At 65.9% G+C, this 20,966-nt stretch carries 23 protein-coding genes and 1 riboswitch; of the genes, 5 read left to right on the top strand and 18 right to left on the bottom strand.

The genetic code is table 11. The features are described 5' to 3' along the window. The coding region (locus tag JYJ84_RS10150; protein WP_205189177.1) for a helix-turn-helix domain-containing protein at positions 1-946 on the top strand (946 nt) is incomplete at its 5' end. Positions 947-1,026: 80 nt separating this feature from the next. Here the strand turns inward: JYJ84_RS10150 and JYJ84_RS10145 are convergent. Then, positions 1,027-1,419, bottom strand: coding sequence for a 2-oxoglutarate dehydrogenase (locus tag JYJ84_RS10145; RefSeq protein ID WP_237434206.1), 393 nt, complete (start codon positions 1,417-1,419; stop codon positions 1,027-1,029). Between the two features lie 92 nt (positions 1,420-1,511). Beyond that, positions 1,512-3,356 carry a peptidase S10 gene (locus JYJ84_RS10140; RefSeq protein ID WP_175219101.1) on the bottom strand — a complete coding sequence of 615 codons (1,845 nt, stop codon included), beginning with the start codon at positions 3,354-3,356 and terminating at the stop codon, positions 1,512-1,514. Between the two features lie 234 nt (positions 3,357-3,590). On the opposite strand from JYJ84_RS10140, the gene JYJ84_RS10135 reads away from it, so the two are divergent. Next, positions 3,591-3,821: a hypothetical protein gene (locus tag JYJ84_RS10135; RefSeq protein ID WP_240201847.1), complete on the top strand. Its 231-nt coding sequence runs from the start codon at positions 3,591-3,593 to the stop codon at positions 3,819-3,821. A gap of 258 nt (positions 3,822-4,079) precedes the next feature. Here JYJ84_RS10135 and JYJ84_RS10130 read toward each other — a convergent pair whose 3' ends face one another. The 8 genes from JYJ84_RS10130 to JYJ84_RS10095 form a co-directional block, all read right to left on the bottom strand. After that, positions 4,080-5,894, bottom strand: a complete 1,815-nt coding sequence (locus JYJ84_RS10130; RefSeq protein WP_175219099.1) for an ExeM/NucH family extracellular endonuclease — start codon at positions 5,892-5,894, stop codon at positions 4,080-4,082. Between the two features lie 229 nt (positions 5,895-6,123). After that, on the bottom strand, positions 6,124-7,065 hold the full coding sequence (locus JYJ84_RS10125; RefSeq protein ID WP_175219096.1) for a copper resistance D family protein: 942 nt from the start codon (positions 7,063-7,065) through the stop codon (positions 6,124-6,126). Beyond that, the gene (gene copC, locus JYJ84_RS10120) at positions 7,062-7,442 is read right to left on the bottom strand and encodes a copper homeostasis periplasmic binding protein CopC (RefSeq protein WP_174958997.1); all 381 of its coding nucleotides are present in this window, start codon (positions 7,440-7,442) and stop codon (positions 7,062-7,064) included. The genes JYJ84_RS10125 and copC overlap by 4 nt, the downstream gene beginning before the upstream one ends. A 14-nt stretch (positions 7,443-7,456) precedes the next feature. Continuing rightward, on the bottom strand, positions 7,457-7,804 hold the full coding sequence (locus JYJ84_RS10115; protein ID WP_175219094.1) for a copper-binding protein: 348 nt from the start codon (positions 7,802-7,804) through the stop codon (positions 7,457-7,459). A 69-nt stretch (positions 7,805-7,873) separates the two neighbouring features. Beyond that, positions 7,874-9,169, bottom strand: a complete 1,296-nt coding sequence (locus JYJ84_RS10110; protein WP_175219092.1) for a multicopper oxidase family protein — start codon at positions 9,167-9,169, stop codon at positions 7,874-7,876. Position 9,170: 1 nt separating this feature from the next. Continuing rightward, a complete protein-coding gene (locus JYJ84_RS10105; RefSeq protein WP_175219090.1) occupies positions 9,171-10,667 on the bottom strand; it encodes a TolC family protein in 1,497 nt (498 codons plus the stop codon). Continuing rightward, positions 10,664-10,945 carry a hypothetical protein gene (locus JYJ84_RS10100; RefSeq protein WP_175219088.1) on the bottom strand — a complete coding sequence of 94 codons (282 nt, stop codon included), beginning with the start codon at positions 10,943-10,945 and terminating at the stop codon, positions 10,664-10,666. Before JYJ84_RS10100 ends, JYJ84_RS10105 begins: the two co-directional genes overlap by 4 nt. Positions 10,946-11,035: 90 nt before the next feature. Continuing rightward, complete coding sequence (locus tag JYJ84_RS10095) at positions 11,036-11,440, bottom strand: hypothetical protein (protein ID WP_175219086.1); 405 nt, start codon at positions 11,438-11,440, stop codon at positions 11,036-11,038. Positions 11,441-11,684: 244 nt separating this feature from the next. On the opposite strand from JYJ84_RS10095, the gene JYJ84_RS10090 reads away from it, so the two are divergent. Then, a complete protein-coding gene (locus JYJ84_RS10090) occupies positions 11,685-12,356 on the top strand; it encodes a heavy metal response regulator transcription factor (protein ID WP_175219084.1) in 672 nt (223 codons plus the stop codon). Beyond that, the gene (locus JYJ84_RS10085; protein WP_175219082.1) at positions 12,353-13,762 is read left to right on the top strand and encodes a heavy metal sensor histidine kinase; all 1,410 of its coding nucleotides are present in this window, start codon (positions 12,353-12,355) and stop codon (positions 13,760-13,762) included. The genes JYJ84_RS10090 and JYJ84_RS10085 overlap by 4 nt, the downstream gene beginning before the upstream one ends. 19 nt (positions 13,763-13,781) lie before the next feature. Here JYJ84_RS10085 and JYJ84_RS10080 read toward each other — a convergent pair whose 3' ends face one another. The 4 genes from JYJ84_RS10080 to JYJ84_RS10065 form a co-directional block, all read right to left on the bottom strand. Beyond that, positions 13,782-14,990: an MFS transporter gene (locus JYJ84_RS10080; protein ID WP_175219080.1), complete on the bottom strand. Its 1,209-nt coding sequence runs from the start codon at positions 14,988-14,990 to the stop codon at positions 13,782-13,784. Positions 14,991-15,097: 107 nt separating this feature from the next. Then, a complete protein-coding gene (locus tag JYJ84_RS10075) occupies positions 15,098-15,283 on the bottom strand; it encodes a DUF1289 domain-containing protein (protein ID WP_081062206.1) in 186 nt (61 codons plus the stop codon). Positions 15,284-15,285: 2 nt separating this feature from the next. Further along, positions 15,286-16,575 carry a CDF family Co(II)/Ni(II) efflux transporter DmeF gene (gene dmeF, locus JYJ84_RS10070; protein WP_175219078.1) on the bottom strand — a complete coding sequence of 430 codons (1,290 nt, stop codon included), beginning with the start codon at positions 16,573-16,575 and terminating at the stop codon, positions 15,286-15,288. A gap of 12 nt (positions 16,576-16,587) precedes the next feature. Further along, positions 16,588-16,863 (bottom strand): metal/formaldehyde-sensitive transcriptional repressor, encoded by a 276-nt coding sequence (locus JYJ84_RS10065; RefSeq protein WP_039354022.1) that lies wholly within the window; start codon positions 16,861-16,863, stop codon positions 16,588-16,590. Positions 16,864-16,983: 120 nt separating this feature from the next. Further along, a riboswitch (yybP-ykoY riboswitch) is annotated at positions 16,984-17,146 on the top strand. An 85-nt stretch (positions 17,147-17,231) separates the two neighbouring features. Here JYJ84_RS10065 and JYJ84_RS10060 point away from each other — a divergent pair. Beyond that, entirely contained in the window at positions 17,232-18,242 is a 1,011-nt protein-coding gene (locus JYJ84_RS10060; RefSeq protein ID WP_175219076.1) for a sodium:calcium antiporter, read from the top strand. Between the two features lie 81 nt (positions 18,243-18,323). Here JYJ84_RS10060 and arsH read toward each other — a convergent pair whose 3' ends face one another. The 4 genes from arsH to JYJ84_RS10040 are packed head-to-tail and all read right to left on the bottom strand — an operon-like array spanning position 18,324 to position 20,881. Next, entirely contained in the window at positions 18,324-19,061 is a 738-nt protein-coding gene (gene arsH, locus JYJ84_RS10055) for an arsenical resistance protein ArsH (RefSeq protein WP_175219074.1), read from the bottom strand. Beyond that, entirely contained in the window at positions 19,039-19,461 is a 423-nt protein-coding gene (gene arsC, locus JYJ84_RS10050) for an arsenate reductase (glutaredoxin) (protein ID WP_175219071.1), read from the bottom strand. The genes arsH and arsC overlap by 23 nt, the downstream gene beginning before the upstream one ends. A gap of 20 nt (positions 19,462-19,481) precedes the next feature. Continuing rightward, positions 19,482-20,552 (bottom strand): ACR3 family arsenite efflux transporter, encoded by a 1,071-nt coding sequence (gene arsB, locus JYJ84_RS10045; RefSeq protein ID WP_175219069.1) that lies wholly within the window; start codon positions 20,550-20,552, stop codon positions 19,482-19,484. Continuing rightward, positions 20,549-20,881: a helix-turn-helix transcriptional regulator gene (locus JYJ84_RS10040; RefSeq protein ID WP_122948708.1), complete on the bottom strand. Its 333-nt coding sequence runs from the start codon at positions 20,879-20,881 to the stop codon at positions 20,549-20,551. Before JYJ84_RS10040 ends, arsB begins: the two co-directional genes overlap by 4 nt. Between the last annotated feature and the right edge of the window lie 85 nt (positions 20,882-20,966).

The raw sequence follows: 20,966 nt of genomic DNA, 5'->3' as shown, positions 1-20,966 counted from the left end.
TGCGTTCTGCGCGTTCACCGACGTGGAGGAACAGGCACGCTCGTTCGACGGCTGGAACATGAACTACACACAGATCTCGGGCGGGCTGTTTCACGGCTCGTCGTCGATCATGTCGCTGGGCGGCATCAAGCTGCTGGTCGAGGATCTCGACAAGGTGATCCTGCAACAAGGCGCGGTGCCGTCGGAGCGGATCGCCGTGGCCGTGCCGCTGGAACTGGAAGGCCACGCGCGCCTGTGCGGCGAGAAGAGCGGACGCGACAGCCTGCACGTGTTCTCGAGCCAGCCGGAATTCGAGTTCTATTCGCCCGACCGCCATCTGCTCGTGAATGTCGAGATCGAGCCCGAGAAACTGTCGACGCAGGCGCTGCGCACGGTTGCCGCGTCGCTGCGCGCGCAAACCCATGCGCCGGTGATCCCGATGGCGACCGGCGTGGCCGACCATCTGCGCGACCTGCTGCGCCAGACGCTCGCCGCCGCGGCAAAAAGCACGCGCGTCGACGACGTGACGACGCAGGAGCGGATCGAACTGCTCGAACGCACCGTGCTGTACGCGATCTCGGAAGTGATGACTGTCGCGACGCCGGACGCCGGCGCACAGATCGTGCGCCCGACGAAATACTGGTCGCTGGTCAATGCGGTGCGGGAGCGGTTGCAGGACGCATCGACCTGCCCGCTGTCGATCGCCGAACTGTGCGTGGAACTCGGCGTCAGCCGGCGCACCGCGCAATACGCGTTCCAGGATACGTTGAACCTGAACCCGATCGCGTACCTGCGGGCCGTGCGGCTGAATCACGTGCGCCGCGAGCTTCGGCTCGGCGACTCCGTGACGTCCGCGGCCACCAAATGGGGCTTCTGGCACCTGAGCAGTTTTGCGCAGGACTATCGCGCGATGTTCGGCGAACTGCCGTCGGCCACCGCGAAGCGCTACGCACGCCAGGCCCTCTAGCGCCTGTCGTTCACTCAGTCGTTCACCTTCCGGCGGCCGGTGCGAAGGAATCCGCCCCGGCCGCCGCCCTGCCTGCTACGTCACTCGTCCTGCTGTTCCTGCTGCGCCTGCACCTGCCGCTGCTGGATGAACTGCCGCACATCGCTCATCGTCACGCGGCCGGTGTGCTTCGCATCGATCTCGTCGAAGTGCTTCGACACGAAGCCGAGACCGCTGCTCTGCGCCTGCGCCTTCGTCACGGCCGCGCCGTTGCTCAGCACCGTATTGGCACCGAGCCGCGCATCGACACGTTGCTGCGCCTGCTGCTGCAGTGTCGCGCCGGTCGACGGCAACACCGGCGCCACTTTCGTGGCAGGAAAGAACGGACCGTCGACACCGTGCCCGCCGTGCGGCAGCTTCACCGGCGCCACCGCCTGCGGCGGCAACGCGTAGGCACTGCTCATCACGGCACCGAGGACGATCAACGGAGACATACGCCGCATCAAATTGATTAGGGACATGATCACTCGCATTCAATGGATGAATAGAGGGTTCCTTTGACAAGGAGTCCGTCGCTCGGGGGCGCTCAAGGCGCCGCCGCCAGCGTCGTCGCGGCCGTTGCGCCCGGGACGCTGCCGGTCGGTACGCTCGGCGGGTTTTCATCCGGCCACGGCGGCGGCAGCGTGTGCAGCGTCAGCGCCGTCGGAATCCGCGCGCCCTTGTAGAACGTCTTCAGATCCCGCTTCATCTGCGGACGGGCGACGTCGTCCAGGTAGATCATGTGGCCGCCCTGGAAGAAGTTCACCTGCAGCTTCGGATTGAAGCCCTTCACCGTCTGCAGCCGCGCGAGTTGCTTCTCGGTGTTGAAGAACGGCGTCGCGAGATCGTGGAAGCCATTCTCCGCGAGCACGCGAAGCTTCGGGTTGAGCTGCAGCGCACCGAGCAGATCGGGGATCGTGTCGGGCATCGGCTGGCCGTCGTGCGTGAAGTCCCAGACGCCGATGATGTTGTCGTTCAGCGGCAGGTACGTCGCGTTCGGCGCGGTGTAGCCGAGGTAATCCGGCATCTGCGTCGCGAGCGCGTTCGTGAACGGCTGCGAAATCAGGATGTCGGACGGGTCGCCGTCGTTCTGCAGGCGCGGATCGGAGTTCGGCAACGACACGCGCCCGTCATACCGGCCGATCGTCGTGCCAGGCAAGAGGCTCGTGCCGAACGGATTCGCGTTGAAGTAGCCGCTCAGCGCCTGTTGCGTGAGGCTCGACGGGATCGACCACAGCTTCAGCGTCGCATCGCTCGGGAACACCGGCGTGCCGAGCGCATCCGGAATGCCGAGCTGGCTCAACACCCACGACTGCGAATACTTCTGCAGCTGGTTGTAGATCAGCGTCGTGAACAGTTCCGTCTGCAGTGCGTACAGACCCGGGTTCACCGGTGCCGGCGAAACCTGGTTGAAGTACGCCGCGACCGCCGCATAGCCCGGCAGGTAGCCGGCCACGGTGTCGGTTTCGAGCAGCAGCCCCTCCGTCGACTGCGTGATCGCCACGGCTTCCACCGCATCCGCGAAGTAGTTCAGGATCGCCGACTGCAGCACGATGCCCGTCAGGTGCACGCCGGCCGATTCGAGCGCCAGCGCGAGCATGTCGGTACGCGGCGTGCCGTACGATTCGCCGTACAGGTAGATCGGCGACGTGCTGCGGCTGTTGACGTTCAGGTAGCGCTGGATGAAGTCGCGCATGATGTTCACGTCCGCATCGGAACCCCAGTACTTCTGGTTGGTGTTCGGCAACACGGCTTCCGACAGCCCGGTGCCGGGCGGGTCGATGAACACGAGGTCGGTGGTGTCGATCAGGCTTTCGGCGTTGTCGACGAGCGGATAGTTCGGCCAGTTGCTGCCGAACAGCGGATCGGGCGTGGCGACGCGGGTCGGCGCGAACGAGCCGAGCCGCAGCCAGATCGACGACGAGCCGGGGCCGCCGTTGTAGACGAACGTGACGGGGCGCGGCTTGCCGGTCGTGCTCGGCGCGGTGTACGCGACATACGACATCGACGCTTCCGCATTGCCGTTCGCGTCCTGCGCGGTCAGGTGGCCGGTGGTCGTCGTGTAGTTGACGGTCGTGCCGCCGTTTTTCCACTGGTAATGCATGACGGCCGTTTTCTCGGACACCTGCCCGGGGGCAAGGCCGTCGGTCGCATTCATCGAATACGCGACCGGGTCGACGTAAGGCTGGTTGGCCGGCGTCTGGCCGGCCGCTTGTTGCGCGCTGGCCTGCTGGCTCGCGGTGGTCTGCGCGAGGCTCGACGCACCGACGGACGACGAATCGTCGCCGCCGCAGGCCGCGAGCGCCAAGGTCAAGACGGTCAATGCACCTAGCCCGGCCAACCGGCCGTGACGGCCACGGCGGCTGCCGGTACAGCTCCTGTCTGGTTTCATCTCTGTCCTTTGGTACGGATACCGCTTCACAAAGGCCGCCAACGCCTGCGAAACGCGCAGACCGACCCGCCACTCGCGTTGCACGGTCGGCAGTCGGCGGTTGGGGATTGGACTTCTAAGAGACTGAACTTGATACAGACACAGCAAACTGCTGGCGAGAATGGTGCTCGGACGCCCCCTGCAGTCTGGACAACTTTTATATGACCAAAATTTACGACAACACAAAAATAGGCGGTGCTGCGCCGCGTTGTCAAAGATCATTCGGATATTAAAAATCCCGCAATGATGCTAACGGCGGACAGTGTCTGGCAATTGAAAGAAAGCGGGATTATTTGTGCATTGCGCGCTCTGCCGGCAATAATCCGCCGAATCTGCCGCTTTTCTCGCACAACCAGGCTCCCTTTACTGGCGCTGATGCAGCGCCTCGAAAGCCTTCATATCGACAGAATTATTCTTTCATTTTAATTATCTTCGATCGATTAATTCAGCACGACATCACGCATAGATCGTCATTCGATGATTCGAATCACTTCAACCATTCTTCAATTGACGCGCTTATCCGTATCACGCCATCCATAAAATACCGATTTTGCTAATTTACGAAAATTTCAGCGGAATTATTTACCCGTGGTCCAGCCGGTTTGTGCGGTGAAAATGAAGCGCGGCGTGCAGCCTCGCCGCACGCCGCGCCTCGACCACGGTCAATTCGCGTTCAATCCGCCATCACTTCCCGCCGCCCGGCATGGCGATATCGATCAGCACCGGATCGTGATCCGACGAGCGATACGCATCCGGCGAGTAGAACGTCTTCTGTTGCTCCGCCGATTTGTACGCGAGCGTGTATTGCAGCGCGAGCGGCTCGTCCGCGTTGATGTGCCATTCGTGCACGGCCTTCACGTGCGAGGCGAGCGGCAGCGTCGCGAGCGCGTGATCGAGATAGCCTGCTTCGCCGTTGTACACGTAGCTGTACGCATTCGCGCCGATCAAGCGCGCGACGAGGTTGCGATAGCCGCGCGTTTCGAGCGCGCGGATCGGGTCTTCATACGTGTAGCTGTTGAAGTCGCCGATCAGCAGCACACCCTGGCCCGCGACGCCCGTCGGGTTGCCGGCAAGCCAGTCGGCGACCTTCGCCGCCGCGCGCGTGCGCGTCGGGTTCCAGCAGCCCTGGCCGTCGCCCTGGTCGAGATCGTCGTTCGCGGCGTCCGGACAGTTCTTCGACTTCAGGTGGTTGACCGCGACCGTCAGCGATTGCTTGTTGCCGCCGATCAGCCGGAACGACTGCGCGAGCGGCTGGCGGTTCTTGTCGTCGATCGCGAGCGTGGCCGTGCGGCCGACCGGTTCGACCTTGCGGCTGTCGTAGATCATCGCGACCGTGATCGCATCGCCGCCGAGGCGCGACACGCCCGGATCGACGACGCGCCAGTTGCTGCCGAGCTTCGCCGCGAGCTGGCGCACTGCGCTCAGTTCGCCGTAGCCGTTGTTCTGGACTTCCATCAGGCCGATCACGTCGGCGTCGATCGCCTTCAGCGCGCTGACGATCTTCGCTTCCTGGCGCTGGAATTCCTGGAAGTTCTTCGCGCCGCGGTTGTTCGGATCGTCGAAGCCGCCGCCGAGACCGTTGCCGTTGAAGTAGTTGAGGACGTTGAACGACGCGACGCGCAGGTTCGATTTCGGATCGCGCGCCGGGGCGTTGGTGCGCGGGTTCGTGCGCGCTTCGAATGCCGGCACGGCGGCACCCGGCAGCGGCTGCACGCGCCAGGCGCCGTAACGCACTTCGAGCACGCCTTCGATGTCGCGCACCGTGTAGCCCGCACGCAGCGTATTCGCGGCCGACAGGCCCGGCGCCGGGTACGGCACGGTCGCGGGGTTCTGCTTGTTCGAGCCGTCGTCGAGGATCAGGCGGTTGCGTGCGTTCGCATCGATCTGCGTCTGCGCCTGCGCGGGCGGCACGACGCTCGTCGGCGTGCGCAGGCGGCCGTTGCTGAGCATCACGCTGCCGTAGCGGCCGAGCTCGTAGTTGTCGGTAACGTTCAGCGTCTGCGGCAGGCGCACCAGCATCCCTTCATACGCGGCGAACGTGTTCGGGCTGTCGACCGGCAGCGTGAGCGTCGCGGGCGTGACGGTCTGGTTGTTCGCGCACACCGCGATCGCGCCCGACTGCGTGAGCTGCGTCTGGCCGTACTTCTCCTCGACCTTGCCCGTCACGTGCACGAGGTCGCCGGCTTTCGCACGCACTTTCGGTGCGTAGACGAACAGCCCTTCGGACACGCCCGGCTGGTTGCGGCGCTGCGCATCGGCCTGCTGGACGAAGAAGCCGCCGAAGCCGTCCGTGCCGCCGAAATCGGCGGTGACGACGGCTTCGATCGATACGTTCTGGCCAGCGAGCGGCGACGGCGCGCCCGGCCCCTGAATATCGGCGATCGGCGTCGTGCTGCCGCCGCAGTTCGGGCTGACGGGCGCGGCAGTGGCGGCGAAAACCGGCGCGGCGAGCGTCGGGAGCAGCAATAGCGGAGTGATGAGACGGATTGTCGAGCGCATGACGGGGAATCCCGGTTGTGAGGGTGGCGAAAGCTTAGCGGCGCTCAATGACAGTTTTTGGTAATCGAAAGACAGGCTGATGTAATTGTCGTTATCGCGCTGCGATCGCCGTCGAGCGCGCGTTTACGCCTGAAAAAGCGGGGAAATCGTCTGATGAAAACACGCCGTGGTCGTGACGATTGCCCCGCGTGCCTTCTCCACCACGGCGTCGCAGCGCCGCGCCGTCGCGCTACACCGTGCCCGGCAATGCGCTCGACACGAGCACGGCCGCGACCATCAGTACGCCGCCGAGCACCACTGCCTCGACCCGCAACACTGTGCCGAACCGTTGCAACGCACTGGCCGGCATCGAGGCTGCCGGGTCCTTCAGCACAGCCATCAACTTCGGCATCCCGAAGAATCGGTTGTGTCCACCGAGCGCCGCCGCGATCAGCACGAGCGCAAGCTTCAGCAGCAGGATCTGCCCGTACGTCGACGCGAGCAGGTTGGCGGGCGTATCGACGCCGCGCCAGCCGTTGTACGCGCCGGTCGCGAACAGCACGATCAATGCGTAGGTCGACGCATCGGACAGCGATTGCACGAACGATGCGCCGGTCGTGCGTTCGCTCGCGGGCATGCCGGTCAAACGTGGCATCACGTCGAACGCCGTCACGAACACGAGCCCGACCCATGCGCTGATCGCCAGCAGATGCAGCCAGTCGATCCACACCGGCACGCTGAACCATCCCGCATCCACCGGATGCCCGCCATTGCTGCGTGCGAGCGCGACGCAGGCGAGCGCGGCCCACATCGCGAACGGCAAGCGCGTATCGTTCGCGCGCCTGACGAACGACAGCACCACGACGACGAGCATGAACACCGCACCGGCCAGCCACGCATGACCGAATCCCGTACCCGCGAGCATCGCGCGGACGGACGGCCCCGCTTCGAGCAACGACACCTCGCTCATCAGCGCGCAATGCGCCCAGAACGCGGTGATGCTCGCGGCGAGCGATACGACGGACGCGATGCGCAGCGTCGCGACGAGCCGCCGCCCGATGCCGTGCTGCCACGCCGACGCGCCGCGCGCGAGCCAGTGGCTGCCGAGCAGCGCACCGACGACGACGGCGAACCCGGCGTTCTGGATCGCCACCGACACGAGCCGCAGGAGGCCGACAAGGCCGTCGTTCATCCCTTCACCCTGAACGTATAGGTGCCCTTCGTGCGATGCGCGTCGGCCGTCATCGCCGCCCACTGCACCGTGTACGCGCCGGGCGCGAGCTTCGGCATCGCGAGCGTCATCACACGCGGGTTCGCCGCATCGACCTTCGCTTTTTCCTGCGTGACGGCATTGCCGTTCGCATCCGCTACCTTCACCGAGCTGAACGCCGGTTCGAGGTCTTCGTTGAAGGTGAGCCGCAACGTGTCGGGCGCCGTATCGACCGTGCTGCCCGTGGCCGGTGCGGCGCTTTCCAGCTTGCCGTGCGCCGACGCCGCAACCGGTGCGGCCGCGACGATCGCGCCGGCCACGGCAAACGCGGCCAGCCGCGCGAGGTTCGGGATCTTCATGGTCACGCTCCGCGTCACGGCTTCTTCAGCTCGACGACGGTCAGCGCACCGTCCACGTCCTCGGCAACGAAGTCGATCTTGTCGCCCGCCTTCACCTGCGACAGCATCGCCGGGTCCTTCACCTTGAACACCATCGTCATCGCGTCCATCCCGAGGTTGTCCAGCGGGCCGTGCTTGATCGTCAGCTTGCCGGTGGCCGTGTCGACCTTGCGAATCTCGCCGTGCGACATCCCCTGTTGCGCCGTGGCTTCCTGCTTCGCACCACCGCTCATGTCCATGCCCGCCATGTCGCCGGCCGCGTAAGACGCCGCGGAAAACGCCAGCGCACACCCCATTGCCATTGAAACCAGTCCCTTCTTCATCGTGTCGACTCCCCAGTGAATGAAATGAAACCGGCGGCCCGCCTGCGCGCAGCCGCCGCATGCTGCTGCTCAGCCGTCCGGCAGTTCGCCGGTGTACTCGTATGCGACGGTGCCCTTCGGATGCCTGAACCAGCCCGGATCGCGATAGTCGTTGCGGCCGAGCCCCTGCCGCACCTTGCAGACCGTGAACATGCCGCCCATCTCCAGCGGCCCGAACGGGCCCGTGCCCGTCATCATCGGCAGCGTGTTGTCGGGCAGCGGCATCTCCATGCCGCCCATCGCGCCGCCCGTGCTGCCCATCGCCATGTAGTCGGGCACGAGCTTGCCGATGCGCTTCGCGAGATCCTGCTGCGGCACGCCGATCAGGTTCGGTACCTGGTGGCCCATCGCATTCATCGTGTGATGCGACTTGTGGCAATGGAACGCCCAGTCGCCCGGACGATCGGCAGTGAACTCGATCGCGCGCATCTGGCCCACCGCGACATCGGCCGTCACTTCCGGCCAGCGCGCGGCCGGCGGAATCCAGCCGCCGTCGGTGCCCGCGACTTCGAAGCTGTAGCCGTGCAGATGGATCGGATGGTTCGTCATCGTCAGGTTGCCGAAACGAATCCGCACGCGGTCGCCCGCGCGCACCGGCAGCGGATCGATGCCCGGGAACACACGCGAGTTGAACGTCCACATGTTGAAGTCCGTCATCTCGTTCACGCGCGGCGTGTAGCTGCCCGGATCGATGTCGTAGGCAGCCAGCAGGAACACGAAATCGCGATCGACCGGCATCGTGCCGCGATCCTTCGGGTGCACGATGAACATGCCCATCATTCCCATCGCCATCTGCACCATCTCATCGGCGTGCGGGTGATACATGAAGGTGCCGTGCGCTTCCAGCTGGAACTCGTAGACGAAGGTCTTGCCGGGCGGGATATGCGGCTGCGTGAGGCCGCCGACGCCGTCCATCCCGTTCGGCAGCCGCAGCCCGTGCCAGTGGATCGTCGTGTGCTCGGGCAGCCGGTTGGTCACGAAGATGCGCACCTTGTCGCCTTCGACCGCCTCGATCGTCGGGCCCGGCGACTGGCCGTTGTAGCCCCACAGGTTCGCGTTCATGCCGGGCGCCATCTCACGCACGACGGGCTCGGCCGTCAGGTGGAATTCCTTCCAGCCGTTCTTCATCCGCCACGGCAGCGTCCAGCCGTTCAGCGTCGCGACGGGCGTGTACGGACGGCCGTTCGGCGGCACGAGCGGCGGCTGCGTAGCGGCTTTCGCCATCGTGGGCGCTTCGGGCAGCGATGCGGCGCCGGCCTTGCTGACCATTGCGGCGCCCAGCAGCGCGGCACCCGAGCCGCTGAGAAATTGTCGACGGGACACCATGTCAATGACCTTCCGGATGCGGTTGCGTCGCGGGCGCCGGTTGCGCCGCGGATGAAGAAGCCGGCTGCGGCGCAGCGTCGGCGTTTGAAGTGGCTTCGGGCTGGCTGGATTGCGTCGCGCGCGGCGTGGCGCCCGGCGACGGCAGCCGGCCCCCGACGGCCATCTGCAGATCGGTTTCGGCGAGCCAGTAGTCCTTCAGCGCATCGATGTAGCCGTTGACCGCGCCGACCTGTTCACGCGCATCCGTCAGCAGCTCGAACACGCTCGCGAGCATCCCGTTGTAGCGCAGCAGCAGCTCGTCGGAGATCGTCTTGCGCAGGGGCACGACTTCGTCGCGATAGTGGGTCGCGACGTCGTAGCTCGTCACGTATGCCGCATACGATTCGCGCACGTCGGAGCGCGCATCGATCGCCGTCTTCGCGAGCCGGTTCGCCGACTGCATGTAGACGGCCTCGGCCCGCGCAACCTTCGCGCCGCCCCAGTCGAACAGCGGAATCTCGACGCTGATCTCGTAGCCGTGCTCGTGTCCCTTGCCGGTCTCGTAGTTGTTCACGTAGCCGAGATCGACCGCATTGACGAAGCGTGTCGCTTTGCTAAGGCCAAGCGACGACGCGACGCCCTGCGTCTGCAGCTTCGCGGCCTGGATGTCGAAGCGGTTGCTCATCGCGAACCGTTCGAGATCGGGCAGGTTCGGCCGCGCTTTCGGCAGGTCGGGCAAGCGCTCGGGCAGCGTGTACTGCGTGCGCTCGCCCCACGGGCCCATCGCGCGTGTGAGCTTCTCGCGCGCGGCCACCGCCTGCTGGCGCGCCTTCGCGTGCTGCGCAACCGCATCGGCATGGAACGCCTGTTCGCGTGCGTAATCGAGGCGGCTGAAGTTGCCGGCCTGCCGCATGCGCAGCGCGAGTTCGGCGGCCGCGCTCGCGGCCTCGCGCACCTGTTGCGCGTAGTTCGCGGCCTGCTCGGCGGCAACGGCCTCGACGTATGCGCGGCGTGCGTCGGCTGCCGCCTTCAGCATCGCGTCGGCCGTTTCGAGCTTGGTCTGCTCGAAGCGACGGCGTTCGATGTTCGTCGCGAGCGGCATGGTCAGCAGCGCGAACACGTTCGCGGAGAACGTGCGGCCGAGCGTCAGCTCGCCGTCGCCGGCACGCGTGCGGCTGAACGCGAAGCGCGGGTTCGGCAGCCGGCCGGCCTGCACGAGATCGGCCTCCGACAGCCCCAGTTCCGCGTATGACGCCTGCAGGCCACGGTTGTTCAGCAGCGCGACCTGCACCGCGTCGTCCATCGACAGCGGCTTGGCAAGCAGTTCCTTCGTGCGCTTGTCGACGGCTTCGCGGTCGGCGTCGGTCCTGACCACGATCGCGTCTTTTCCGATGCGCTCCGACGCGGCGGACGACACCGCGTCGAACCCGCCGTCCTTCGAAAAGGTCGTGCAGCCCGCGAGGAACGCCAGCACGGCAGCGGCCGCGCCGATCCTCGGCGATATCGCAAGCATCGTCATGGCGCGGCGCCTCCGTGCTTCGAATGCGCAGTGCCGTTTCCGGCCGCACCGCCCGTCGCACGTCCTTTCGCGGGCCGTTCCATCACGTCCCGGTTCAGTTGTTTCCAGCCCGGGCCTTCGTCGTCCCGATACGGCCGGTAGCCGTCGAATGCGGACGTCACGGTGACATCCGGCACCGCCGCGGCGGCATCCGCCGGATCGGGCAGCGGGGTTTGCGCAGGCGCGAGCGACGGCACGAGGGCCGCCGCGCCAAGCAGCGCCGCAGTAATCAATCGCATGAATGAGTCTCGTCGTGAGTCGTCCGGCGGACTGGGTGCCGCCGCCGGAGCGGTTTGCAGAACGCGGCCGGTCGGAGCCGCGGGCAGGGGCTAGACGAGAAGCCGGCGCGGCGGCCGGTCGATGCCGCCGGTCAGGAACGACACGACGACCGGCGTCGGCGCGAAAGAGACGAGCGCGATACCAATACCCGACGCAACGGACACCGCGGAGAGATCCGCCATGCCGGTGCCGAGGCAGCAGGACGCGCACGCGGAGCACGGCTGGGCATGGCGCGCATGATCGTCGTGCTCGTGCTGATGCTTATGCTGGCCACCGTTTGCGCCCGGCATCGCGTGCGGCGCTGCCCAATCGTCAGCGCTTGCCCCTCCTTCCACGTGCGGCATGGCAACGACCGCACCCGCGCCCGCGCATGCCATCGACACGGTCGCGAACGACTGGATCGGCAGGCTCAGCGCCAGCAGCACGACGAGGACGAATTTGCGCCAGTACGACATGGATGCGGAATCAGGCAGGCAACGACCGGATGGGCCGGTGCGGCGCCGCGACGGCGCGCTCCGGGGACAAGACGGCCGCAGCTTATCGCCGCCGCGGTGACGACGACATGGCCGAAACATGACGGGCGTTTCATGACAATTCCGTCATCCGGTGGTCATCCTTCGCGCACGCGCGGCGCCGTAAGCTCACGCGTTACACTGACCGGCTGGAATCTCGGATGAATCACGGACAGCCTGCCTCACCATGCGGATACTGATAGTCGAAGACGAACCCAAGATGGCGTCGTACCTCCGGAAAGGGCTGATGGAGGCGAGCTACACGGTCGACGTCGCGGAAAACGGCAAGGACGGGCTGTTCCTCGCGCTGCACGAGGATTTCGATCTCGTCGTGCTCGATGTGATGCTGCCGGAAATGGATGGCTTCGAGGTGCTCAAGCGGCTGCGTGCGCAGAAGCAGACACCCGTGCTGCTGCTCACGGCGCGCGAGGCGATCGAGGACAAGGTCGCCGGGCTCGAACTGGGCGCCGACGACTACCTGCTCAAACCGTTCGCGTATGCCGAGTTCCTCGCGCGCATCCGCTCGCTGCTGCGGCGCGCGCCGCGCAACGTGCGCGACATCCTGCATGTCGCCGATCTCGAAGTCGACCTGATCCGCCGCCGCGTGCGGCGCGCCGACACCCGCATCGACCTGACCGCGCAGGAATTCGCGCTGCTGCAGTTGCTCGCCGAGCGCGAGGGTGAAGTGCTGACGCGCACCTTCATCACGTCGCAGATCTGGGACATGAATTTCGACAGCGACACGAACGTCGTCGATGCAGCGATCAAGCGCCTGCGCACGAAGATCGACAACGCCCATGAGAAGAAGCTGATCCACACGATCCGCGGAATGGGCTACGTGCTCGAGGATCGCTCGTGACCGCGAGCCCGGCCTCGTATTCGCTGCTGCGGCGCCTGACACTCGCGTTCGCGGTCGTCGCCGCGCTCGTGTTCGCGCTGACCGGCGCGTACCTCTATCGCTCGCTGTCCGCCGAGCTGACGCGGCGCGACGACATCGAGATCTCCGGCAAGCTCAACCAGTTCCTGCAGCTCGCGCGCGCGAGCGGATCGATCGCCGCGCTGCGTGCCGATCCGGCCGTGTTCCACGAGGTGCTGCTGTCGCACCCAGGCGTGTATCTCGGTATCTACGATGCGCAGAACCGCGCGATCGTCGAGCATTCCGACGAAGCCGGCAATACGCTGGCGTCGGTCATCTCGGCGCCGCACCCCGCCGGCAGAGCCAGCGGGCCGTTCACCTGTTCGCCGCCCGGCATCGGCACGTCGCGTTGCGTGTATGCACGCGCCACGCTGCCATCGGGCGATGCGATCCAGGTCGCGCTTGTGCGCACGGCGACCGATCGCCACTCGCTGCTCGAAAGCTATCGCATCGACATCTGGCTCGCGGCGGCCGTGGGCGCGCTGCTGGTCGGCGCGCTCGGCTACGCGGTCGCATCGCGCGGCCTGCGCCCGGTCGAGAGCCTCGGCCGGCAGACGTCGCGCATCGAGGCACACAACCTGAACGCGCGGCTCGACGCGCGCGGCGGCCCGGTCGAACTGCGTGAACTCGCGACGTCGGTCAACCGGATGCTTGACCGCCTCGAACGCGCGTTCGTGCGGCTGTCGCAGTTCTCGTCCGATCTCGCGCACGACATGCGCACGCCGCTCGCCAACGTGATCAGCTCGTCGCAGGTCACGCTGTCGCGCGCGCGCACGACCGAGGAATACGAAGCGCTGATCGATTCGAACATCGAGGAATGCGAACGGCTGCAGCGGATGATCGAGAACATGCTGTTTCTCGCACGCACCGACAATGCGCGACAGCACCTGAAGACCGCCGAACTCGACGCGGGCAGCGAGCTGCGCCGGCTCGCGTCGTATTTCCAGGCGCTGGCCGACGAAGCCGGCGTGCGCATCGATGTACGCGGCGAAGCGCCGGTCGTCGCGGATGCGACGCTGTTCCGGCGCGCCGTCAGCAACCTCGCGTCGAACGCGCTCGAACATGCGGAAGCCGCGTCGACGATCGAGCTGGCCGTTTCGGCGCAAGGCAGCTACGCGGTCGTCGAAGTCACGAATCGCGGCGCCGCGATTCCGCCCGAACAGGTCGAACGGATCTTCGAACGCTTCTACCGCATCGATTCGTCGCGGCACGGCGCGGCGCGCAACGCGGGGCTCGGGCTCGCGATCGTGAAGTCGATCATGGAGCTGCATCGCGGCAAGGTCGAGGTCGCGAGCCGCGACGGACGCACGACGTTTGCGCTTTATTTTCCGCGCAGCACGGACAGCTAGACCGCTCGCTGCGCTCCGGCTAACGATCCTGCGTGGCGCCGAACGACGTTCGAATGCAGACGAGCAGCACGATGGTCGCCGTGCTGAACACGGCCCCTGCGTAGAACGTCGCCGCTGCGCCCACCCGATCCCACAGGATGCCAGCGACGACACTCGACACGAGCGTCACGACACCGCCGACCAGGTTGAACACGCCGAATGCCGTGCCTCTCAACTCGGCCGGCGCGGCATGCGCGACCATCGTCGCGAGCAGTCCCTGCGTCATCCCCATATGGAGCCCCCACAGCGCGACGCCGACGAGTACGGTTCCCCAGTGCGTGCCGTGTGCGAGCACGAGATCGGCCGCAATCAACAGCACGAGCCCGGCCGCCATCAGCTTCGTGTGGCTCGTCGTGTCGGCGAGCTTGCCGAACGGATAGGCCGACAACGCGTACACGACGTTCATCGCCACCATCACGAGCGGCACGAGCGCGACGGGTACGCCGCTACCCATCGCGCGCAGTACCAGAAATGCCTCGCTGAAGCGGGCCAACGCGAACACGGCGCCCACGGCGACGACCCACCAGTAGCGGGCGCCGAGTTGCGCGACGACATCGCGACGGATCGGGTTGACGCGCGGCTCGCCCGGCGCACGCGCCGGCTCGTCGATACCGAACGCGAGCAGCGCCACGGCCAGCACGCCGGGGACCACGGCCAGCCAGAATGCGAGGCGGAAGTCGTCGTGCCACACCAGCATGATGATGACGGCCAGCAGCGGCCCGAGGAACGCGCCCACCGTATCGAGCGACTGCCGCAGCCCATAGGCGGCGCCGCGCAGGTGAACCGGCGTGACATCGGCCACCAGCGCATCGCGCGGCGCGCCGCGAATCCCCTTGCCGATCCGGTCGACGATCCGCGCCGTCACGACGAGACCGATAGTCGGCGCGATCGCGAACAGCGGCTTGCTGAGCGCGCCGAGCCCGTATCCGGCGACCGCCAGCCATTTGCGATTGCGCAGGTAGTCGCTCAGCGTGCCGGAGAACACCTTGACGACCGGCGCAGTGGCCTCGGCGATCCCCTCGATGACGCCGATCGCGGTCGCGCTCGCGCCGAGCCCTGCCATCAGGAACATCGGCAACAGGCTGTGGATGATTTCCGACGACACGTCCATCAGCAGGCTGACGCAGCCCAGCACCCAGACGCTGCGTGGAATCTGACGGAGAATGCGGGTCGATGATCCGGTCTGCATGGGTCGCTCTCGATCGTCGAATCGTGGCACGGGACGCCGGTCATACTACCGCCCGCAGCAGGACATACCGCACGCGCGAGTTGTCGGGCCCCTGCCCCGCGCGCCCTTCACTCCCCCGGCTCGCGCCGGATCTTCGCTTGACGACGATTGCGGTCGTTCAGTATCTGGTGCCGGCGATGGTCGGTCATCTTCTTCCAGTCCCGCGCCTCGTCGCGCGTGCGCAGGCAGCCCACGCAGAATCCGGTGCGGCCATCGAACGCGCACAGCTCGATACACGGCGATTTCACCGCCACGGTCAGGCCGCCTTCGCCGGCGCCATCACTTCGACGGTCACGTGGGAAACGCCGTCGAAACCTTCAACCAATGCATGGTAGAAGCGCGCGTCACGCGCCGCGTCGGCGGTCTCGACCGACACGATCGCGCTCATGTGGCCCGGGCCGACGCGCCACACGTGAAGGTCGTTGACCTTGTCGCCCAGCACCTCGATCGCATGGCGCACGCGCTCCGCCAGCTTGCGATCGACGTTGACGTCGAGCAGGATGCCGCCCGTATCGCGCATCAGCCCGTACGACCAGTTCGCAATGACGAGCGCGCCGATGATGCCCGCGACAGGGTCCATCCAGACCCAGCCGAATGCACGTGCGAGCAGCAGCCCGATGATCGCCAGCACCGACACTGCGGCATCGGCAATCACGTGAACGTAGGCCGACCGGATGTTGTGATCGCGGGTGGCGGCAGCGTGCGCGCCTTCGTGATGATCGTGTTCGACGAACGTCAGCGCGTGCTCGATGCCGTTCAGCGTCACGATCGCATCGAACGCATGCGGCTCGGGAATGGTCTCGCGCGATTCCAGGAAGCCGTTGCGCGCGACCATCGTGAAATGCTGTCGCGACTGGTCGGGACGGATTGTCGTGATCGAGACGGACACCCCGTCGAGGCTCGACTCGCCGGTTGCGGGCGCAATCCGGAACACCGGCGGCACGCCGTCTTCGAACACCGATACGTCGAACACGCCGGCTGTCGAGAAGACCCTCATGGCTTCGTCCGCGTGATCGTCGTGTGCGTGCCCATGTCCGTGCCCATGGCCATGCCCGTGATGGTGGCCGTGATCATGCCCGTGATGGCCGCCGCTCAGCAGCCACACGCTGGCGAGGTTCACCGCGAGCCCCAGCACGGCAATCGGAATCGCTTCACCGAAGTGGATGGGAACGGGCGCCAGCAAACGCGCGACGGCCTCGTAACCGATCAGGATCGCGATCATCGCGAGCACGATCGCGCTCGTGAACCCGGCCAGGTCGCCCAGCTTGCCGGTGCCGAACACGAAGCGCGGATCGTCGGCATGCCTGCGCGCATAGGTGTAGGCCAGCGCGGCGATCAGCATCGCGCCTGCATGCGTCGACATGTGCAGCCCGTCGGCGACGAGCGCCAGCGATCCGAACATCGTGCCGCCGACGATCTCGGCCACCATCATCGCCGCGCACAGGCCGATGACCATCCATGTCTTCCGTTCGTTCTGCTCGTGCGCGGCGCCGAGGAAGATATGGTCGTGCCCCGCGCCGAACGCTTCATCCGTGAAATTGCTCATGTTCCGCCCCGATTACTTGAAATAGCTGTGCACCACGTCGATCAACTGCTCGGTCGCGCTGCCTTCGTGCTCATCCGGCCCGTGTGCATCGACCATGTGCTCGCGAATGTGGTCCTCCAGCACGACGGCCAGCAGCCCGTTCATCGCGCCGCGACAGCTCGTGATCAATTGCAGCACCTCGTTGCAGCCGCGCTCTTCCCCGAGCGCGCGCTCGATCGCCTCGACCTGGCCCTTGATACGGCGCACTCGGTTCAGCAACTTCTGTTTTTCACGAACGGTATGACTCATCGATGACGGACTCCTGCATAGGGAGGGGGAGTATATATCCGGAGGGCTTCCCCTATAGGGGAGAGGGGTATATTTTTTTGAGATGAAGGCTTGTCGAAAGAAATCTGCTCGGCTAGACTGCCCTTCGTCTTTGGGGAGTAGCCTGCTTTCCGTCCCGGAAAGCGAACGCGTCAACACACTCGGCCTGCGGCCGTGGCGCGTTCAGCCTGATCGGCTTGGCGAGACCATGGGCGCATCGCGTCGTTCCTGGTCGGACGTCGTCGGATGCGCCATGGTTCGTCAGCGTCCGACCACGGAGTCCCCATGTTCCCCACCGCCTTTTCCCCGCGTTTCGCCGCCGTCCGCGCGCATGCCCGCGGAGGTGCCGCATGACCTTCATGTTCATCGAACTGGCGTTCATGCTGGTCGTCATCCTCATCGCCGCCGAGGTCTTCACCAATGCGCTCGAACATCTCGGCGAACGCCTGAAGATTTCCGAAGGCGTCACCGGGTCGCTGTTCGCGGCCGTCGGCACCGCGCTGCCCGAAACGATGGTGCCGCTGCTCGCACTGGCCGGCGGCACGGCGAACCAGGCCGTGAACGAGGAGATCGGTGTCGGCGCGATTCTCGGCGCACCGCTGATGCTCGCGACGCTCACCACCTTCCTGATGACGCTCGCCGTGATCCGCTCGCGCGGACTGCGCGGCACGATCGCGCCCGAACGCACGGGCTTCGTGCGCGACCTGAACTACTTCCTCGCCGCGTTCTCGCTGGCCACCGCCGCGATGTTCGTCCCGCATCACAACTGGGCCGTGCGCGTGCTGCTCGCGGCGATGCTGGTCGGCATCTACGTGATGTACGTCGTGATGACGTTCCGTGCGTCGAACCAGCTCGTCGATGCCGGGCACGGCACCGAAGCGCCACACAAGATGTTCCTGTCACGCACGGGCCTGCCGACCAACCTCGCGACGATCGCGCTGCAGTTGCTCATCGGCCTCGCGCTGCTGGTCGGCGGGGCGAAGGGCTTCATTCACGGCGTGGAAGGCATGTCGCACGTGCTCGGCGTATCGGCACTGCTGCTGTCGCTGATCATCGTGCCGATCGCGACGGAATTGCCGGAGAAGGTCAACAGCGTGCTGTGGATCCGCCGCAAGAAGGACACGCTCGCGTTCGGCAACATCACCGGCGCGATGGTGTTCCAGGGCACGCTGCTGCCGGCGATCGGCATCATGCTGACGCCGTGGGAGCCGCGCCCCGAAGTGCTGACCGGCGTGATCATCACGCTCACGGCGGCGGCGTGGCTGCGCTTCAATGTGCGCACGCGCGGGCTCGCGATCTGGGCGTTGCTGGCGAACGGGGCGGGTTATGCGGGGTATCTGTTCCTCACGCTGGCGCGCTGATCTTGCTCAACGGACGCGCCGGGCACGACGCCGCTGCCCGGCGCGAACGATGCACCACCGCGCCGCCCGCCCCCGGGCGATTCAGATGCGCGTCTGGTTCACACGCTGCGACAGTTGTTCGGCGCTTTCCTTGCGCTCGCTGTAGCGGTCCGTCAGATACACGCCGACGTCGCGCGTCAGCAGCGTGAACTTGACCAGCTCCTCCATGACGTCGACGACCCGATCGAAATACGCGGACGGTTTCATCCGGTCGTCGTCGCCGAATTCCATGAACGCCTTCGCAACGGACGACTGGTTCGGAATGGTCAGCATGCGCATCCAGCGCCCGAGCACCCGCATCTGGTTGACCGCATTGAACGATTGCGATCCGCCGCTGACCTGCATGACCGCCAGCGTCTTGCCCTGCGTCGGCCGTATCGCGCCGACCGACAACGGAATCCAGTCGATCTGCGATTTCATCACGCCGGTCATCGCGCCGTGCCGCTCGGGCGAGCACCACACCATGCCCTCCGACCATTGCACGAGCTCGCGCAGCTCCGCCACTTTCGGGTGGTGCTCCGGCGCATCGTCGGGCAGCGGCAAGCCGGCCGGATTGAAAATCCTTGCTTCGGCGCCCATGGCCGTCAGCAGCCGCGCCGCCTCCTCGACCAGCAGCCGGCTGAACGAGCGCGTGCGCAACGACCCGTAGAGAAGCACGATTCGAGGCGGATGCGTCGACGGTTGCGCGGGCTGCAGCCGGCTCGCTTCCGGTACGCTGAAAAGCGTGGCATCGAGTTGCGGCAGATCGTTCAGGCTGTCAGACACGCTTGCCCTCCGCATCGATCACGATTTCGCCGTCTTCCTTCGCAAACGGCCCTTGCTGCGGATCGGGCAGGATATCGAGCACCTGCTCGGACGGGCGGCACAGCCGCGTGCCGAGTGGCGTCACGACGATCGGGCGATTGATCAGGATCGGTTGGGCGACCATGAAGCCGATCAGGTCGTCGTCGCTCCATTTCGGATTGTCGAGATCGAGCGCTTCATAAGGTGTCCCCTTGCGACGCATCACGTCGCGCACGGGGATGCCCATCGCCGCGATCAGCGCGCGCAATTCATCCTGGCTCGGCGGCGTTTCCAGATAAAGCACGACGCGAGGCTCGACGCCCGAGTTGCGAATCAGGGCCAGCGTATTGCGCGACGTGCCGCAATCGGGGTTGTGATAGATCGTGATGTCGGTCATTTCCGGATTCCTGAATGGTTTCACGCGCACTCGTACCAGCCCTTCGACCGGTTGACGACACGCACGACGAGCAGCATGACCGGCACTTCGATCAGCACGCCGACGACGGTTGCAAGCGCCGCGCCGGAGTGGAAGCCGAACAGGCTGATGGCGGCCGCGACGGCAAGCTCGAAGAAATTGGACGCGCCGATCAACGCCGAAGGGCAAGCGATGCTGTGTTTCTCGCCGACGACGCGATTGAGCCCGTACGCGAGCGCCGCGTTGAAGAACACCTGGATCAGGATCGGCACCGCGAGCAGCGCGATCACGAGCGGCTGCTTCAGGATCGCCTCGCCCTGGAATGCGAACAGCAGCACCAGCGTGGCCAGCAGCGCGGCGATGGACCACGGGCCGATCTTCGCCATCGCGCGGTCGAACGCCGCCTGCCCCCTGGCGAGCAACAGCCGGCGCCACACTTGCGCGACGATCACCGGAATGACGATGTAGAGCACGACCGACGTGAGCAGCGTCGCCCACGGCACCGTAATGGCGGACATCCCCAGCAACAGGCCGACCAGCGGCGCGAACGCGATCACCATGATGCTGTCGTTGAGCGCGACCTGCGACAGCGTGAACAGCGGATCGCCGCCCGTCAGCCGGCTCCATACAAACACCATCGCCGTGCATGGCGCGGCGGCCAGCAGGATCAGGCCGGCGATGTAGCTGTCGATCTGGTCGGCGGGCAACAGCGGCGCGAACAGCTGCCGGATGAACAGCCAGCCGAGCAACGCCATCGAAAACGGCTTGACGAGCCAGTTCACGACGAGCGTGACGCCGATTCCCCGCACGTGCTGCCGAACCTCATGCAACGCGCCGAAGTCGACCTTGACGAGCATCGGCACGATCATCACCCAGATCAACAGCCCGACGGGCAGGTTGACCTGTGCGTATTCCATGCGGCCGATGTGCTGAAAGAGTTCCGGCAGCGCCAGGCCCAGCGCGATGCCGAGCACGATGCACAGCGCCACCCACACGGTCAGGTAGCGCTCGAAGAAGCCGATGGCGGGCTGCGTCGCCACGGCTTGCGGTTGTGCAACGTCCGGGCCGGTCATGCGTCGCCTCCGCAGCAATCGGGCGCCGCCGGTACGCCACAGGCAGCGCCGGCGCAGCAGTTCTCGGTCAGGAACCCGATGAGCCCGCTCATCGATTCGAAATTCGCCGCGTAATAGATGAACCGGCCTTCCTGGCGCGCAGTGACCAGGTCGGCGTGCGACAAATCCTTCAGATGAAACGACAGGCTCGACGGCGACAGCCCGATCTGCTGCGCGATCGCGCCGGCCGGCAGCCCTTCGGGCCCGGCCACGACCAGCGCGCGAAAGATGGCCAGGCGCGCTTCATGAGCAAGCGCGCCCAGGGCGCGCACGACGAGATTGGAGTCCATGGTGCGAAGGATAGCGCCATCATTTCAATATTTCAAGTATTGTTGAAATGAAGAAGCCGATCCCGTGTGTGGTGGCACTCAACCC

This window comes from Burkholderia sp. LMG 13014, from assembly GCF_905232215.1.
In the GTDB taxonomy this organism is placed as follows: domain Bacteria; phylum Pseudomonadota; class Gammaproteobacteria; order Burkholderiales; family Burkholderiaceae; genus Burkholderia.
Note: the sequence above shows the minus strand (reverse complement) of the source record. Positions and strands in the feature narration are given on the sequence as shown.